This window comes from Bradyrhizobium sp. USDA 4503 (genome assembly GCF_054055815.1).
The window spans coordinates 4590004-4606386 of record NZ_JBSRXS010000001.1; the positions used below are offsets into that span (position 1 = coordinate 4590004).

Sequence of the window (16383 nt, forward strand, 5' to 3'; positions counted from 1 at the left end):
CCTATGCGCTCGCGCCGTCGCGGCGGCTGACGATGATCGGCGACTCCATCTCGCACAGCATCTCGCCGCGCGCGTTGCGGATGGTGCCCTTGAAAGTGACGATGCCGGTCTCGGGCCGGCTCTTCGAGACGCGCGCCTCGACGACGTCGACATCCAGCGTCAAATCGTCGCCCGGACGCAGCGGCGCCACCCAGCGCATCTCGTTGACCCCGGGCGAACCGAGCGAGGCGGTGCGGCCGATGAAGCCGTCGAACAGCATCCGCATCATCAGCGAGCCGAGATGCCAGCCCGAGCCCGACAGGCCGCGGAGCATGGATTTCTTCGCCGCCTCCTCGTCGAGATGCATCGGCTGCGGGTCGAATTCGGCGGCAAAGGCGAGGATCTCCTCGCGTGAAACATGGCGCGGGCCGAACGTGCCGAAGCGGCCGGGCTTGAAGTCTTCGAAGGTCAGCGTGGTCATTGGGTGAGGATATGCCGGAGGGAAGCCCGATTGTGGCCGTTATTTGCGGCAATCACAACCGGCCCACTCGCATAGCTCGCCCCTGGACTGCCGGCGCCCGGTCCGGGGCTCGCCTTTGGCGAGACCGAATGGGCTTCTGCGGTATCGATCCCTCTGGTCGCGGAGGCGCCTGGCGCCGTCCCGAACCATTGGCCCGGCGAAAGCCTCTTCCCGACGGACGCCTGCGGCGCAGGCTCCCGGGATGAAGTGATCACGCCGGCGGTCACGCAGTAGGATGAACGAGACGCGAATCATATTCGGCTGGCCGGGAGAACCATGATGTTCGATTTCCAGGATCTGTTTCAGTGGGACCGCTTCATCACGCCCACGATCATCAAGACGTTCTACTGGCTGGTGATCGCGGTCATCGTGCTGTTCGGGATCTCCGGCATCCTGTGGAGCCTCACGGCGATGGCGATCAGCCCGTTCGTCGGATTCATCCAGCTGCTCGCGTCGATCGCCAGCGTCTTCGTCGGCATCGTGTTCTCGCGCATCGCCGCCGAGTTCATCCTGATCGTATTCCGGATCAACGAGCATCTCGGAGCGATCCGCGATCGGGACGGAGCAATGCACTGAAGCGAACGGCACCCGGCCGAACGCGACCGACCGGCGGGGCTGTGGTTAATCCGAAGTAGCACCCGCGCGCAAATGCCCGCGAAATTCCGACCGGTATCTTAAATCCGCTCGCGTACAGCCTTCCGCATTGCCAAGACCAGCGCGGGGGCGTCGTGAATTCGAGGAATGGGTTTGTTGCCGTGAGGCCGGGTGCCGAGCCGGGCTTTACGACCGAGGATATTTTATGGGCTGTCGGCATCTGGTCGGTGATCCTGACCCTGGCGCCGGTGATCGTGTTCTATCTGCTGATGGTGGCGTGAGGGCATCCCCTCCGTCATTCCGGAGCGATGCGTGAGCATCGAATCCGGAATCTCGAGATTCCGGGCTCATGCTTCGCATGCCCCGGAATGACTCCAATATTCTCGACGACAAAAAACGCGCGGGAGCCGCGCGTTCTTTCCATTTCGAACGTAAGCGGCGTTGTTACGCCGCTTGCTTGTGCATCGTACCGGACGCCGACGCCGTGCCGCGGATCGCCTTGATCGAGCGTTCGATCGCGGCCCACAGCCGATTGATCTCGGCAGCGGCGCGACCTTCGGCGTAATATTCGCGGGCGCCTTCGCCCTGGCCGAGCGCCATCAGAAGATCGGCGCGGTTGGTGATCTGGCCGCTCCACACCGGTGCGCGGAATTTCGCCAGCGCCTCGCGCGCGATCGCGACGATGCGGCTTTCGGCGCCGTCACGCTGCGCGGGTGCGCCGTTGATCACGACGGCATAGGGCTTGCGCATCGAGCGGCAGGTCTGGATGGTTTCCTGCACGGCGTTGACGTCGAACACGCCGGGCCGCGCCGGAATGATCACCATCGTGGCGTTCTTGATGGAGTCGTCGACCACGGCCGAGAGGTTCGGCGGCGTGTCGATGAACACCCACTCGATGCCGTCACGCTTGGCCTGGGCAATGATCCCGCTGACCGAGTTCACCGCCGTCTTGATCGCCGGCTCGTTGGTGCCGCGCAGCTTGTGCCAGAGAGTCAGCGAGCCCTGCGGATCGGCGTCGATCAGCAGACAGGGCTTCGTTGCCTTGTGCACTTGCGCGGCGAGGTGAGCAGCCAGGGTACTTTTTCCCGAGCCCCCCTTACGCGAAGCGAAAACAATCACGTTCATACGTTGGCCTCCAGATTGACCCCAGGAGGCGAAAATGAATCAGCACGCTGATTCGCGAAAGAAAAAATTTCTTGCAATCCGCAAAGTGGCCAAGATCACCGGTGCGTTTTGCTTTTTGCGTCACACCGAACTTATGACGCAACCGCAAATGGAAGCGCTAAGCGTTTGATTTGACTCAGTGCCTAGCGTTTTCCGGCAGCTTTCGCGCGCTCGCGCTCGATCCACTTGCGCTCGATCCAGCCGAGCAATTGCGCGGTCGGTTTCTGCAGGAACGGAACGTCCTGCGCGAACAAAAGGAGTCCGAGCGGCAGCATCCAGAGTCCGAGCACCGGCAGGAAGCTGAAGATGCCGCCGATGATCAGGAGGATCGCGAGCGGAATCCGCACATAGCGCGACGACGGCTTGCGCAGCCACGCGACGAAGCGCGCCGGCTTTTCCGGCAGCTTGGCTTCGAACCAGGCGAAGTGCCGATCGATCTCTTGTTTGTAGTATTCGCTCACGCGTCCCACTCCATCCGTTCCACAAGCGGAACAGATTTGGCTGACAATACAAGCCCCAGAGATGATGCTGCGTGACAGCGTCACAAGGCGTCAGTCTGTCGCGCATCGCAACCTTGAAATCGCATGGAGGCGATCCACCGCGCGATGAGATTGCGTTGACCGCGATGGCGCTGCGCTCCCTCTCCCCGTTCTTACGGGGAGAGGGTTGGGGTGAGGGGCTGTCTCCGCGTGGATGGCGATAGTTGCGCTTGTGGAGACTCCCCCTCACCCGGAACGCATCTGACGATGCGTTCCGACCTCTCCCCGCACGCGGGGCGAGGTGAAGCGCACAGCGGTCCGCTCGACGAGAATGCGCCAAGTTAGCCGCGTGCGCGCGATGGGAATCATTTAGTGGGTGGACTTCTTCGCCCTGTGCGATTTGGCGGCCTTGTGCTTGGCAGCACGCCGTTCCACGCGCTCGCTCGCTTCACGCGGCTCGGGACCACCGCGGAAGAACACCCGGCAGGCCGGCGAGAGCTGCGCCTTGTTCCTGATCATGCAGGCCGTGATGCGATCGACGTCGGGAATCTCGGGGCCGCAAAGCCTGAACGCATCCGGCGTACAGGCCTGCTGCTGGTCTTGCGTATAGGCCTCACTTCGGCCCGGCAGCAGCAGCGCCGCAAGAGCGATGCTTGATATCAACGCAAACGAAAAACTCCTTGAACAGGCGATCCCCATGCATCCCCCCAAAGGTGTCACTAGGCGTCGTTAAGGCGTCGTGTCAGTCAGTTTGGGTGACGGGACGGAGAAGTGCAAGCGGACGCGGTGACACGCCGGGCGACAAGGGCGAGCGACCTTGCGATGGTCTGATCTTGCGATGTCGCGCTGAATGATCTTGCGGATGGTACAGTTGGGTGGGCTCGAACCACCGACCTCCTGTTCCACAGACAGGCGCTCTAACCAACTGAGCTACAACTGCATCCTGACGCGCGGCCCGCTCAAGCGGGCGGCGATTTCGGGCGGAAACTAGGTGCAACGCCGCGCTTTGGCAAGGCCGTAACGCGCCGATTTCCGCTGTTATGTCGGGCCGCTTGACGGGCTCCTGCCCAGCAAAAAGGCCCGGACCGCTTCGGCCCGGGCCTTTCGCTGGTCTCCCAAACGGCAGCGATCAGGCGGCCGGCTTGTAGAACTTCGAGGCGCTGGCCTTGATCGGCTCGGCGGTCTCGCTGGCGACCTTCTGGCCGAGCTCGGCCAGTTCCTTGGCCTGCGCGGTGTAGGTCTCGAACTGCTTGCGGGCGTGCGACGTCCACAGCTCGACCGCTTCGGTCGGCGACTTCACGCTGAACAGCTCCTGGGCGAAGTCGAGCGAGGAGGTGGTGTTGGCCTTGAAGAACTCGATCAGCTTGGCCGAATACTCGCTGGCGCCCTTGCTCACCGAGGTGAACACGGCCTCGACCGTCGAGTTGTGGGTCTCGGCAGCGTCCTTGAACTTGGCGTAGCTGTCGCGGGCCTGCAGAACGCCCTTCTCGGCGAACGCGCGCATCTGCTCGGGAACTTCAAACGGAATGATCGAGGCGGAAAACGGATCGGACGGGTTGGTCATACGTGTAATCCTTCGCAACGGGTGAGTAGATGTGACCATTGCGGACGTCCCGGAGCCCATCAGGCCGGGAGCGCTGAAATGGATCACGCTGCCTTGATTCACGGGAGTGCCCTTCGTCGGGCGCGCCTAATAAACACCCATATCATGTCAATTTTGTGCAACGCAACGTAAGATCGCGTGCGACGCCACATTTTTTATCTGACGGAACAAAAGATTACCGCGGCCGACCGAGGCTGAATGCGCCAGGGTCGGCCGCGGCCAATGCGCCTCGTCAGTTCTTCGGCTTGACCGCGTCCATCGCGGCCCGGCTGACGGCCTGGCCCATCTCGCTGGCCTGCTCGGCGAGCGAGCGCATCTGGCCCTGCACATATTCGCTGTGCAGCCGCATGACGTCGCTGAGGTCCTTGGCCTTGAGCAGCGCCTCGGCGTAGTCCAGCGACGACTGCACGTTCTTTTCGGCATAGGACAGCGCCTTGGTCGAAAGATCCTTGGCGCCGGCGCGCACCGTGGCGTTGCGCTCCTCGATCTTGCCGGCGGTGTCCTTGGCGTTGGTCACGAATTGCTCGAACGCCTTGCGCGCCTGCTCAAAACTCGCCTCCGCCATCGACCGCATATCCTTGGGAATCTCGAACTTGGGGATCTCGAAATGGTCACGCCCGTTGTCGCTCATGGTCGCTCTCCCTCGCTTGCTGATCGGCCCGCCGCTTGGCCCTGCGGGCCCAGGGCAAGATAGACGGCAGAATATATATCGTGGCACTGCAATCGCAGGTGTGACGCGGCGCCGCCTGGTTCCGCATCGCGCGGCTCGCAGCAACCTCTCTTTGCCCGACAACGCCAAACGGCTGTGGATCGTTCAGCCGAGTTAACGTTATCCCGGCTTTGGCGGGGGCAGTTTCGCTGCGGACATGGACCTGCCGCCCCCCAGTTGCGATACTAACCTTCTGTTAAGGCTGTCGTCCTGCGGCTGCCGGGCCTTCGGCTGAGCTTAAGGAAGAAAGCCAAACCCATGCGGTCAAATCTTGCGTGATGAGTGACGCGGAATTCCAGATCCAGGCGCTCGGCGATGTCAGGCTGGCGGATCATGCGACGGGCGCCCTGCCGGCATGGCTGTGGGCGGCCGACGGCGCGCGGATTCTCTGGGCCAATCCCGTCGGCGCGCAGGTATTCGGTGCCGCCAACGGCGCCGAGCTGGCGAAGCGCGGCTTCGGCCCGGCCGATCCGCACCGCCGCCAGGTCGCGCGGCTCGGCCACAGCCTGAACGCCAATGGCGCGGTCCGCCTGGAGCGGCTGCGCGGCTTCGGCGCGACGCCCGGCATGCTCGCGACCTGCGGCTGCGCCCGGATCGACCTGCCGGACGGCAGCCACGGCATCCTGATGACGGCGCTCAACGCGACCGGCCGCGGCATGCCGCTCGCGGAACGCCTGCAGCGGCTGCTGCAGGGCTTGCCGCGTCCGGCCGCCGCCTTCACCAGCAACGGACTGCTGGTCGCAACCAATGAGGCGGCGCGTACGCTGCCCGGCCTGCACGACCTCACCGAAGCCGGTCTCGATGCCGCGCGCGGTGAGGCGCTGGCGCAGGGCCGCGCGGCGGCGAGCGTTGCGATCGGCCGCGTCGTGCTGCAGCGGATCGGGCACGGCGCCGATCGCGCGCTGGTCGCGTTGATCAAGCCGGCGGCGCATCTCGCCGCAAGGCCGGCGCCGATCGTGCCTGCGCCGGTTGAGCCGGAGACGCCGGCGCGCGAAGCACCGGCTCCCGCAGCGCCAGCGCAGCAAGAGGCCATGGCCGTAGAGCCGCCGCCAGCACCTGCAGTTGTAGAACAAGCCGTTGCGCATGACGAAGCGCCCGCGACGGCCAGCGCAGCACCGATCGCCTTGTTCGACGCGCTGGATCCGCAGTTGGAAGAGCGCGTCACGATCGAGCCGATCGTCAGCGCGGCCAAATCCGAACCTGAGAATGCTGCTCCATCTGCCGCGGCAGCAGAGGCGGCGCACGTCGAGACCGCAGCTCTCGACACCACGCAAGACGAAACACCTGCCGCCGAGGAACCGCTGTCGGAAGCACTGATCGAAGTGCCGGACGGCGCGCAGATCGAAGAGCCTGCGCAGCTTCCGTCGCCGCCCGCGTCAGCAGAACAGACAAACGCAGCGACAGCGCCCGTCGAGACTGCACCTCTCGACACCACACCTGACGAAAACCCCGCCGTCGAGGAGCCGCTGTCGGAAGCGCTGATCGAAGTGCCCACGGAGACGCACGCCGAACAGCCCGTGCCGGAGCCCGCGCATGATCTCGCAGAGATGGCACGCACGCACGCGCCGGAAATATCGGCGCCCCCGGCCGATCCCGCCACCTCGCCTTATGCGATCGCGGATGCGCCCGCGCCGCCGCCTGCCGCCGAGCCGGAGCCCGCGACATTGGCGCCGGTGCCACCACCATCATGGCTCGACGAGCCGTTGCCGGTGCGGCGCCATCCGCTGCGCTTCATGTGGCAGATGGACCATGAGGCCCGCTTCTCGCTTGGCTCCGATGAATTCACCCGCCTGATCGGCCTGCACACCGCGGCGGGCTTCGGCCGGCTGTGGAGCGACATCGCCGAGAGTTTTGGCCTCGATCCCGAGGGCCGCGTGATGCAGGCGTTCGCCAGCCATGACACTTGGAGCGGCATCACGCTGCACTGGCCGGTCGACGGTGGCGGCCGGCTGCCGGTCGAACTGTCCGGCCTGCCGGTGTTCGATCGTGCCAGGAATTTCGCCGGCTATCGCGGCTTTGGTGTGTGTCGCGACCTCGACGGACTTGCGCGACTCGCCGCATTGCGCCGCTATGAGTTCTTCAGCGGCACGGTCGCGCCACAATCGCTGTCGGCCGATGTCGCACCGGTGCCGCGCACCGTTGCGCCGCCCGGGCCCGCCGCGCCACAGGACAATCCTCCGCCGCACGCGGAGCCGCCGCCCGACACGACCGCAGCAGCACCACCCGAGGAATTGACCGAGCCGACAGCCGCAGAGACTTCACACCGAGCCGATCCGGATCACGCCGTGGAAACGCACGAGGAAACGCACGAAGTGCGTCACGACCCGCCACCGAATGTGGTGCCGTTCCGTCCCGCCGGCGACACCCGGCCGCCGTCGCTGACGCCGGTCGAGAACAACGCCTTCAACGAGCTCGCCCGTCAATTGTCGGCGCGGCTCGAGAACGAGGCCGGTCTCGCCGCGACGACGGACGACAGCGTGCCGGCCGAGCCGGTCGGCGAAGCGCCGCCCGCAAGCGAACCGCCGCAGCAAGCAGAGGCGCCAGCGCAAGAGGCGGTCGCGCAGCTGGAGACACCGGCGGAAACACCAAAGGCCGGCTGGCTGGCTGCGGCGGAGCCGGCGCCGCGCGCCGATTCCCGGCGCGACCGCGCACTGCTCGATCTGTTGCCGGTCGGCATCCTGATCTACCGGCTCGACCGCCTGCTCTATGCCAACCACGCCTTCCTCTCGCGCATGGGCCATGACAGCCTGCACGCGCTGGAAGCCGCCGGCGGCCTCGACGCGCTCTATGTCGAGCCCGGCGTCTCGCAGGCGAGCAGCACGTCGGGCACCGGCACGCCGGTGACGATCTCCGCGAACCAGAGCGCCGAGCACGGCGCGCAGTCGGTGTCCGCCGAGGCGCGGCTGCACACCATCACCTGGGACGACGATTCCGCGCTGGCGCTGATCTTCTCGCGCACGCTGGACGAGGATGCCGCGATCGCCGCCGCGCTATCCGAGCCGGAGCCTGCGGCGGCCGCCGAGCCGCTGCTTGCGCCGGCTGAGCCGCAAGCCGGCCAGGCCGACGCCGAAGAGCTCGGCGCGATCCTCGACACCGCGGCCGAAGGCATCATCATGTTCGATGCCGACGGCAACATCCATTCCTGCAACCGCAGCGCCGAGGCGCTGTTCGGCTATGACGGCGACGAGTTCGTCACCCGCAAGCTCGCCGATCTGTTCGCGCCGGAAAGCCAGCACGGCATCTTCGACTATCTTGCCAGCCTGAAATCGGCCGGCGTCGCCAGCCTGCTCGACCATGGCCGCGAGACGCTCGGCCGCGTCCGCCAAGGCGGCATCATCCCGCTGTCGGTGACGATGGGCCGCACCCGCGCCGATGGACCGAACTTCTTCGCGGTGTTCCGTGATCTCTCGCAAACCAAAAAGAGCGAAGGCGAATTGCGCGAGGCGCGGCGGCTCGCCGAACGCGCCGCCAACGCCAAGTCCGACATGCTGGCGCGGATCAGCCACGAGCTGCGCACGCCGCTCAACGCCATCATCGGCTTTGCCGAGGTGATGATCGGCGAGCGCTTCGGCGCGCTCGGCAACGAGCGCTATGTCGAATACATGAAGGACATCCGCGCCTCCGGCGAGCGGGTGATCGCGATCGTCAACGATCTGCTCGACCTGTCGCGGATCGAGACCGGCAAGCTCGACCTCGCCTTCGCCAGCCAGAACCTCAACGAGATGGTGGAGAGCTGCGTCGCTGTGATGCAGCCGCAGGCCAACCGCGAGCGCATCATCATCCGCACCTCGCTCGCCCACACGCTGCCGCCTGTGGTCGCTGACGCCCGCGCGTTGCGCCAGATCACGCTGAACCTGATCGGCAATTCGATCCATCTCGCCAATGCCGGCGGCCAGGTGATCGTCTCGACCGCGCTGTCGGATTTTGGCGAGGTGATGCTGCGCGTGCGCGACACCGGGCAGAGTCTCAACGACAACGAGGTCGCCGCCGCGCTGGAGCCGTTCCGCGCCCCGACGCCATCAGATCAGGCCGGCTCCGGCGGCGTCAGCCTGTCGCTGACCAAGGCGCTGGTCGAAGCCAATCGCGCCAAATTCCAGATCCGGACCGGCGGCCGCACCGGCACGCTGATCGAGGTGACCTTCGCCCACGCCACAGCAAGGGCGTGAGCCGCGATCCGCCCTTCGCGCTCTTGCCGGCCGATTCCCGGACACTGCGAACATCTGTCGCGTCGGATCCGCGCGGCGCGGCATAGATCTTGCTGCGATTCGGCTTGTTTGAATTCATTGCCGTGCGGCCCCGCCCGTTTTCCGGGCATTCGGATTTCACCGATGCGCTGTCTTGTCGTCGCCGATCTGCATTACTCGTTGCCGCAGTTCGACTGGCTGCTGGCGGCGGCACCGCAATTCGATCTCGTGATCTTCGCCGGCGATGCGCTCAACCTCGGCTCGGCGGTCGATTTCCGCGCTCAGATCGTCGTCGTCACGAAATACCTGTCGCGGCTCGCCGATCTCACGCGGGTGATCTTCTGCTCGGGCAATCACGACCTCGACGAGCGCAACCCGGAGGGCGAGAAGATCGCGCGCTGGGTCGCGGGCATCAGGGAGTTCGGCGTCGCCTGCGACGGCGACAATCTGGCCATCGGCGACACGCTGTTCACGGTGTGCCCGTGGTGGGACGGCCCGCTGGTCAAGGCGCGGATCGACGATCAGCTTCGCGCGGCGGCCGCGATGCCGCACCGCCGCTGGGTCTGGGTCCATCACGCCCCGCCGGCGGATTCGCCGACCAGCTGGGGCGGCAAGCGCTTTTTCGGCGACGCCGAGCTGCTCGGCTGGATCGAGCGCCACCATCCGGCGCTGGTGATCTCGGGCCATGTGCATCAATCGCCGTTCATCCAGAGCGGCTCGTGGTTCGACCGGATCGGGGCGAGCTGGGTGTTCAACACCGGCCTGCAGCCCGGCCGGCCTCCGGTCTACATCGTGCTCGATCTCGCGCAGGACAAGGCGTTCTGGCTGGCCGCCGGCGATGCGCAGATGATCGATCTCAAGGCGCCGCTGTCGCGGCCGGCGGCGCCTGTGCGCGATGCGCCGGACTGGCTCATATCCTTGGATCGGATTGCCGATCCGAGCCTGGCGCGACCTGCATCGGCGGCAGGTTGATCATGCTCTGCAGCACCTCGCCGACCATCGCCAGATGGGTGCCGTGATCGGCATATTGGTGCATCAGGTCGGCAAGATAGGTCGTGGCGACATGAAGCCGTTGCGCCAGGAGCTGCGCGATCAGCAGCGCCACCTCCGGCTGCTCGCGCAGGAACGACGCCGCATCGTCGAACTCGTACAGGACGCAATCAGTGGCCGTGCGCACCTTGGCGCTGTGCGCCCGGTCGAGCAACACACTCATCTCGCCGAACACCGCGCCGGCCTCGTCGATCACGGCGACCAGACTGTCGCCCTTGACGACTTCCACCTTGCCCTCGAGCAGCACGAACAGATGACCGGTCTTGCCGCCCTCCTCGATGAAATCCGTGCCCGCCGGCAGGCTGCGCCTGCGACCGCCGGTGCAGTGATCAAGGATCGCTCGCATGTTTCATCTCCGTCTCCGGTCAGACTAGGCAGAGATGCTGTCGCGTCAAACGGCATTAGCTGGGCGTTCTGCCCAAATTGTCGGCACGCCACCGCGTGACCCGCGGCGCGATCCAGCCCTTTGCGCGCGCCTCAGGCGGGCGCGTTATGCTTGACCGCCAGGAAATCGCCGATCGTATCGAGGAACAGTTTTGGCGATTGCAGTTGCGGGACATGCGCACATCCCGGAATGACCCTGAGCCTGGCTCTCGGCAGGCCGCCTGCCAATTCGTATGACATCGGCGGCGGCGTCGCCTCGTCATATTCGCCGACCACGACGAGCGTCGGTACAGTCACGCTGCGTAGTTTGGCACGAAGATCGAGGCTCGCCAGCGCGTCACAGGCCGCGCAGAACACGTTGAGATCGGTGCGCAGGAATGCGTCGCGGCGATCCTGCATCAGCGCGGGATGCTGTGCCTGGAAATCCGGTGCAAACAGCCGGCGCATTGCAATGTCGGTGATCGCGGCGAGCCCCTTCTCGCGTGAAACCCTGGCCATGTTGCGAAACGCCTCGCGGCCCGGCTCGGAGAACGCCGCACCGCAGTCGGCGAGGATCAGCCGGCTCGCGATCGCCGGGTGGCGGATCGCCATCTGCAGCGCGACGAACCCGCCATAACCGTTGCCGAGCAGGATGGCCGGCGTGCCATCAGCCGCATCATGCACCGCGTCCGCCATCCGGTCGGCAATCGCGGCAAGGCCACCCTCAACCGCGCTCGATAGACCGAATCCCGGCAGTTCCGGCACGATGGTCCGAAACGACCGGGCAAGCTCCGGCACGATCGCATCGAAGCTCGCGCGATCCGACAGCAGCGAGTGAAACAGGACCAGCGGCGGCCCCTCGCCCGACTGGGCTGCGTTGACTGTGCGGTTGGCCAAAAGCCTGTCCATCGTCGCTCTCTTTCAAATCGCGCCCGAAATTCGCTCATTTGGGCTCCAAAGCGCCCCTGCGGACGATTGATAAATCAAATCATCCGGATTTCAAGGATTTCAGCTTGACGTGATATTTCACAAACTGCATTTTACGGGCAGGAGGCTCCAATAAAATGATCCTTCTCCGCGAGAATATCTACGAAAACCTGCGATCTGATATTTTATCGTGTCAGCTTGCTCCCGGTGATGAAATACGAGAGCAGGATCTGGCGGAGCGTTACGCCGTCAGCCGCCAGCCGGTCCGGGACGCCCTGCTGCGGCTCGAGCGCGAGCACCTCGTGACGGTGCAGCCCCGCCAGGGTTACCGGGTCAATCCGATCTCGCTGTCCGACGCGCGCGATCTGCTGCGCTTCCGCCTTGCGCTCGAGCCGGCCTGCGTCGCCGAAGCAATCGAGAGCGCGCCCGACAGCATCCTGAAATCACTCGATGAATTCCGTCGCTTCTCCGGCAGCCATGAGGACTTCATCACCTACAATCGCGGCTTCCACTCGGCGCTGGCGCACGCGTCGGGCAACCGCCGCATGGCGACCACGCTCTGCGACCTGATCGGCCAGGCCGATCGGCTGGTGCGCGTCAGCGTCTCCAATCTGAAGGGCCACGACCCGGCGAAGCTCGTGGCCGAGCATGTCGCATTGATCGACGCCATGCAGCGGCGCGAGGCACGCACCGCGGCCCGCATCATCAAGGCTCACATCGCGGCGACCGAAAAGCGCGTGCTACCGGCACTCAAGCGCAACGCCGTCATCGTCGAAGAGAGGTCACCATGAACATTCCGTCGAAGCCCGCGACGATCGACGTCGAGATCCACGGCAACTTCATCGACGGACGCGAGGTCGAGGCCGGAGACGGCGAGATGCTCGACGTCCGCAATCCCGCGACCGGCGACGTCATCGCCCGGATTCCGAATTCGACCGCCGCGGATATCGACCGTGCGATGAAGAGCGCTCGCGCTGCATTCGAAGGCAAGGCGTGGGGCGGGATGGACACGAGGGCGCGCGCCCGGCTCGTCAACAGGCTCGCCGACGCGTTCGAGGCCAATCTCGACACGCTGTACCGGCTGGAGACGTTGAACAACGGCCGTCCGGTCAACGAAACCCGCGCGCAGCTGTCGCGCCTGCCGGATTTCTTCCGCTACTTCGCCGGACTGGCGCTGTCGCGCCGCGATTCCGTCATCCCGGTCGAAGGCGCGTATCTGAACTACACCCTGCGCACGCCGATCGGAATCGTCGCCAACTGCACGCCCTTCAATCACCCGCTCATGATCCTGTGCAAGTCGCTTGCCGTCGTGCTGGCGACCGGATGCGTCACCGTGGTCAAGCCATCGGAATACACGCCGCTGACGACACTGAAGCTCGCCCAGATCTTCAGCGAGGCCGGACTGCCTCCCGGCGTCTTCAACATCGTGCTTGGCCTCGGCCAGAGCGCCGGCAAGATGCTCGCTGAGCATGGCGACATCGACAAGCTTGTGCTGACCGGCGGGACCGAAGCCGGCCGCATCGCGGGCAGCGCCGCGGCGAAGGTGTTCGCGCACCAGACCATGGAGCTCGGCGGCAAGACGCCGGTGATGATATTCGACGATTTCGACGTCGACCGCGCCGTTAACTATGCCGCGTTCGGGGCCTTCATCGGCGCCGGCCAAACCTGCGTTTGCGCGTCGCGCCATATCGTGCAGGCCTCGATCTACGACGAGTTCGTCGAAAAGCTGCAGGCCAAGACCCGCACCATCCGCATTGGCGATCCGTTCGATCCGAACACGCAGCTTGGGCCGGTGATCTCGGCACGCCAGCGCGACCGCGTTCTCAGCTATGCGCGCTACGGTCATGAAGACGGCGCGCGGCTGCTCACCGGCGGCGTGGCCGCAAAGGTCGCGGGCCACGACAACGGCTATTTCGTCGAACCGACCGTGTTCGCCGACGTCAAATCCGACATGCGGATCTTCCAGGAGGAGGTATTCGGTCCCTTCACCTCGGTGACCCCCTTCAAGGACGAGGCCGACGCGCTCCGGCTGGCCAACGATTCGCCCTTTGGCCTCGCCGCCGCCATTCGCACCCGCGACGTCGCGCGCGCGCATCGCGTGGCCGCCGCGGTCAAGGCCGGGATCGTCTGGATCAACGATCACCACCGGCTCGATCCGGCCTCGCCCTGGGGCGGCGTTGACGATTCCGGCATCGGCCGGGAATGCGGCACCGAGAGCTTCGACGACCATTTCAACACCAAGAGCGTGATGGTCGCGACCCACGAACAGCCGTTCGATTGGTACCGCGACACGGCCAGCCAGCGCCGGTTGAACTAGCCGCAGTCGAGCAAAGCGGCAAACCGCCCACAGATGGCGGGCCGCATCACCGAGGAAACAGTCAAGGGGAGAGCGCATATGTCGACATCGGTCAATGCCGGGAGCCGCCTCGATCGGCTACCGATCGGACCATTCCACCGCCGGATCATGATCCTGATCGGGATCGGAATGTTCTTCGACGGTTTCGACATCTATATCGCCGGCACAGTGCTCGGCGTGACGCTGAAAACCGGGTTCTCGACGCTCGCCCAAAACGCCGCGTTCATCTCCGCAACCTTCGTCGGCATGATGCTCGGATCTTTCGGCACCGGCTTCCTCGGCGACCGTTACGGACGGCGTTTCACCTACCAGTTCAATTTGCTGCTGTTCGGCATCGCGTCCCTGGCGGCGGCGCTTGCGCCAAACATGGCCTTTCTGATTGCCTGCCGTTTCGTGATGGGCGTCGGTCTCGGCGCCGAAAATGTTGTCGGCTATTCCACCATGACCGAGTTCGTGCCGGCCCGGAGCCGCGGGAAGTGGCTCGGCTTCACCGCCGTCTGTGTCGTGACCGGCCTGCCCATCGCGCTGCTGGTCGCATCGGTCGTCGTCCCGCAATTCGGCTGGCGCGCGATGTTCGTGCTGGGCGGCGTCGGCGCCTTGATCGTCTGGTACCTGCGCAAGTCGCTGCCGGAGTCGCCGCGCTGGCTGGAGGCGGTGGGACGCACCGCCGAGGCCGAGGCGCTGATGCAGGCGATCGAGAAGGAAGCTTCCCAGGGCCAACCCTTGCCGCCGCCCGCGGCTGCAACACCGGCACCGGTGTCGCCCGATCTCGCCACGCTGTTCACCGCGCCGCTGCTCTCCCGCATGATCGTCGGTGCGGTATGCCTGATCACCATCAATACGCTGCTCTATGGCTTCGTGACCTGGCTGCCGGTATTCTTCATCAAGCAGGGCCTGTCCGTCGCGACCTCGTTCGGCTACTCGCTGCTGATGGCGCTTGGCGCGCCGATCGGCTCGGCGATCGGCGCCCTGACCGCCGACCGCTGGGGCCGCAAGCCCACGATCATCGGCGCATCGCTGATATCGATCATCCTCGGCGTCATCTATCCGATGATCTCGGATCCATTCCTGCTGCCGGCCGTCGGCTTCGCGCTGACCGTGCCGATCTATGTCTTGGTCGCACTGTTGTTCGGCATCTACATTCCCGAACTGTTCCCGACCGAGGTGCGGCTGCGGGCATCCGGCATAGTCAACACACTCGGTCGAGGTGCCACCATCGTGACACCATTCCTGGTCGTGATGCTGTTCGAAGCGCGCGGCGTCGCCGGCGTGATGGCCCTGATGATCGGACTGCTCATCGTGCAGATCATCACCGTATGGGCGCTCGGCATCGAGCCGCGGCACCGCAGCCTCGAGGAGCTCAAGGGCGAGGAATCACCATCGGCAATTCCGCAGGAAGCTTCGTGACACGGAGCGACCTTTCTCGCTACAGGCTTTGACGGCGCGGGTTACCCGCGCCGTCGCGTCACTCCCACATCTCCGGCGTGACACGCCCGGCGAAGCCGCAGTCGATGACCTGCTCCTGCGGATTGCGGTCGACGATCAGCCGCAGCAGGTCGGGGCGCGAATAATGGCCGCCGATATCGCACAGCGCCTTGGCGGCGAGCACGGCCTCCCGCGAGCCGTCCGCGATCAGGATGGTCTCGCCCTGCGCCGGACCTGCGATGACCTCGCCGCGCGGATCGATGATGACGCTGTCACCGCTGTACTCGATCGTCGATAGTTCGCGGTAACGTTCCGGCGTGATTTCGTGCGAGCGCATGCCGCCGACCGCGATGACGTAGCAGCCGGCTTGCGAGGCGAACGCTCGCGACAGCAACAACTGCCGCGGCCAGAGCGGCGTCGGCGACGGTGGCGCCACCGCGGGCTCCCGCCCCGGCCACGCCGCGACGTGAATCTGCGTTCCCTGCGCGGCCAGCGCATAGCCGGGCAGCATCGTGTTGTGCTCCCAGCAATTGAGGCCGCTGATCCGGCCATAGGGCCGCTCATGCACGCGCAGGCCCGCCGCGTCGCCATCGGCCCACACCGAGCGCTCGTTGAAGGTGGGCTTCAGCTTGCGATGGCGGCCGAGCAGCCGTCCCTCGCGGCCGATGAACAGCAGCGTGCAGTAGACCGTGCCCTTGGTCACGGCATCACGTTCGGCGACGCCGATCACGACATCCAGTCCCGCGGCCTCGGCGGCGGCGCAGAGCCGATCGGTCGTGGGCGAGGGAATCTCGACCGCGTTGTCGAGATATTCGGCCATCGCGCGAAACGTGTTCGGCCCGGTCGGCGCGTGACAGAAGAAGGGATAGCCGGGCAGCCAGGTCTCGCCGAAGGCGGCGATCGTCGCGCCCATGGCGCCGGCCTCGCCGATCAGGCGGCAGGCCTTCTCCAGCGAGGCGTCGCGATCGAATTGCACCGCGGCGGCCTGGACCGCCGCGAGCCTGAAATGCGTGTCGGATGTCATGGTTGT

The 16383-nt window shown here is 65.5% G+C and carries 17 protein-coding genes and 1 tRNA gene; 8 read left to right on the forward strand and 10 right to left on the reverse strand.

The window, feature by feature from the left end; genetic code table 11:
• Nucleotide 1: 1 nt before the first annotated feature.
• Nucleotides 2-460, reverse strand: a complete 459-nt coding sequence (locus ACVMIH_RS22240) for a MaoC family dehydratase (RefSeq protein ID WP_057019033.1) — start codon at nt 458-460, stop codon at nt 2-4.
• A gap of 318 nt (nt 461-778) precedes the next feature.
• On the opposite strand from ACVMIH_RS22240, the gene ACVMIH_RS22245 reads away from it, so the two are divergent.
• Both ACVMIH_RS22245 and ACVMIH_RS22250 read left to right on the forward strand, forming a co-directional pair.
• Nucleotides 779-1075, forward strand: a complete 297-nt coding sequence (locus ACVMIH_RS22245; protein ID WP_028340592.1) for a DUF4282 domain-containing protein — start codon at nt 779-781, stop codon at nt 1073-1075.
• Nucleotides 1076-1227: 152 nt separating this feature from the next.
• Nucleotides 1228-1374, forward strand: coding sequence for a hypothetical protein (locus tag ACVMIH_RS22250; protein ID WP_162832441.1), 147 nt, complete (start codon nt 1228-1230; stop codon nt 1372-1374).
• A gap of 163 nt (nt 1375-1537) precedes the next feature.
• Here ACVMIH_RS22250 and ACVMIH_RS22255 read toward each other — a convergent pair whose 3' ends face one another.
• The gene (locus ACVMIH_RS22255; RefSeq protein WP_028336032.1) at nt 1538-2218 is read right to left on the reverse strand and encodes a ParA family protein; all 681 of its coding nucleotides are present in this window, start codon (nt 2216-2218) and stop codon (nt 1538-1540) included.
• Nucleotides 2219-2252: 34 nt separating this feature from the next.
• Between ACVMIH_RS22255 and ACVMIH_RS22260 the strand changes: the two genes are divergently transcribed.
• The gene (locus tag ACVMIH_RS22260; protein ID WP_301322284.1) at nt 2253-2387 is read left to right on the forward strand and encodes a hypothetical protein; all 135 of its coding nucleotides are present in this window, start codon (nt 2253-2255) and stop codon (nt 2385-2387) included.
• 13 nt (nt 2388-2400) lie between these two features.
• Here ACVMIH_RS22260 and ACVMIH_RS22265 read toward each other — a convergent pair whose 3' ends face one another.
• The 5 genes from ACVMIH_RS22265 to ACVMIH_RS22285 form a co-directional block, all read right to left on the reverse strand.
• Nucleotides 2401-2727, reverse strand: a complete 327-nt coding sequence (locus ACVMIH_RS22265; protein ID WP_018273595.1) for a hypothetical protein — start codon at nt 2725-2727, stop codon at nt 2401-2403.
• Nucleotides 2728-3105: 378 nt separating this feature from the next.
• Nucleotides 3106-3399, reverse strand: a complete 294-nt coding sequence (locus tag ACVMIH_RS22270) for a hypothetical protein (RefSeq protein WP_375162575.1) — start codon at nt 3397-3399, stop codon at nt 3106-3108.
• 200 nt (nt 3400-3599) lie between these two features.
• Nucleotides 3600-3676, reverse strand: a tRNA-His gene (locus ACVMIH_RS22275).
• A gap of 189 nt (nt 3677-3865) precedes the next feature.
• Complete coding sequence (locus ACVMIH_RS22280; protein ID WP_028336028.1) at nt 3866-4300, reverse strand: phasin; 435 nt, start codon at nt 4298-4300, stop codon at nt 3866-3868.
• 271 nt (nt 4301-4571) lie between these two features.
• The gene (locus tag ACVMIH_RS22285; protein ID WP_092085090.1) at nt 4572-4970 is read right to left on the reverse strand and encodes a phasin family protein; all 399 of its coding nucleotides are present in this window, start codon (nt 4968-4970) and stop codon (nt 4572-4574) included.
• 356 nt (nt 4971-5326) lie between these two features.
• On the opposite strand from ACVMIH_RS22285, the gene ACVMIH_RS22290 reads away from it, so the two are divergent.
• Nucleotides 5327-9214: a PAS domain-containing protein gene (locus tag ACVMIH_RS22290; protein ID WP_456863363.1), complete on the forward strand. Its 3888-nt coding sequence runs from the start codon at nt 5327-5329 to the stop codon at nt 9212-9214.
• Between the two features lie 162 nt (nt 9215-9376).
• Nucleotides 9377-10204: a metallophosphoesterase family protein gene (locus tag ACVMIH_RS22295; protein WP_456863366.1), complete on the forward strand. Its 828-nt coding sequence runs from the start codon at nt 9377-9379 to the stop codon at nt 10202-10204.
• Here ACVMIH_RS22295 and ACVMIH_RS22300 read toward each other — a convergent pair.
• Both ACVMIH_RS22300 and ACVMIH_RS22305 read right to left on the reverse strand, forming a co-directional pair.
• Entirely contained in the window at nt 10143-10628 is a 486-nt protein-coding gene (locus tag ACVMIH_RS22300; RefSeq protein ID WP_229192476.1) for a Crp/Fnr family transcriptional regulator, read from the reverse strand. The two genes, ACVMIH_RS22295 and ACVMIH_RS22300, sit on opposite strands and share 62 nt — an antisense overlap.
• Before the next feature lie 131 nt (nt 10629-10759).
• Complete coding sequence (locus tag ACVMIH_RS22305; RefSeq protein WP_456863368.1) at nt 10760-11554, reverse strand: alpha/beta fold hydrolase; 795 nt, start codon at nt 11552-11554, stop codon at nt 10760-10762.
• A 155-nt stretch (nt 11555-11709) separates the two neighbouring features.
• Between ACVMIH_RS22305 and ACVMIH_RS22310 the strand changes: the two genes are divergently transcribed.
• The 3 genes from ACVMIH_RS22310 (at nt 11710) to ACVMIH_RS22320 (ending at nt 15335) form a co-directional block, all read left to right on the forward strand.
• Nucleotides 11710-12363 carry a GntR family transcriptional regulator gene (locus ACVMIH_RS22310; protein ID WP_253588863.1) on the forward strand — a complete coding sequence of 218 codons (654 nt, stop codon included), beginning with the start codon at nt 11710-11712 and terminating at the stop codon, nt 12361-12363.
• A complete protein-coding gene (locus tag ACVMIH_RS22315; protein ID WP_253588862.1) occupies nt 12360-13889 on the forward strand; it encodes an aldehyde dehydrogenase in 1530 nt (509 codons plus the stop codon). The genes ACVMIH_RS22310 and ACVMIH_RS22315 overlap by 4 nt, the downstream gene beginning before the upstream one ends.
• Before the next feature lie 78 nt (nt 13890-13967).
• Nucleotides 13968-15335, forward strand: a complete 1368-nt coding sequence (locus ACVMIH_RS22320; protein WP_456782622.1) for an MFS transporter — start codon at nt 13968-13970, stop codon at nt 15333-15335.
• 58 nt (nt 15336-15393) lie between these two features.
• Here ACVMIH_RS22320 and ACVMIH_RS22325 read toward each other — a convergent pair whose 3' ends face one another.
• Nucleotides 15394-16377 carry a carbon-nitrogen hydrolase family protein gene (locus ACVMIH_RS22325; RefSeq protein WP_456863371.1) on the reverse strand — a complete coding sequence of 328 codons (984 nt, stop codon included), beginning with the start codon at nt 16375-16377 and terminating at the stop codon, nt 15394-15396.
• Nucleotides 16378-16383: the final 6 nt, after the last annotated feature.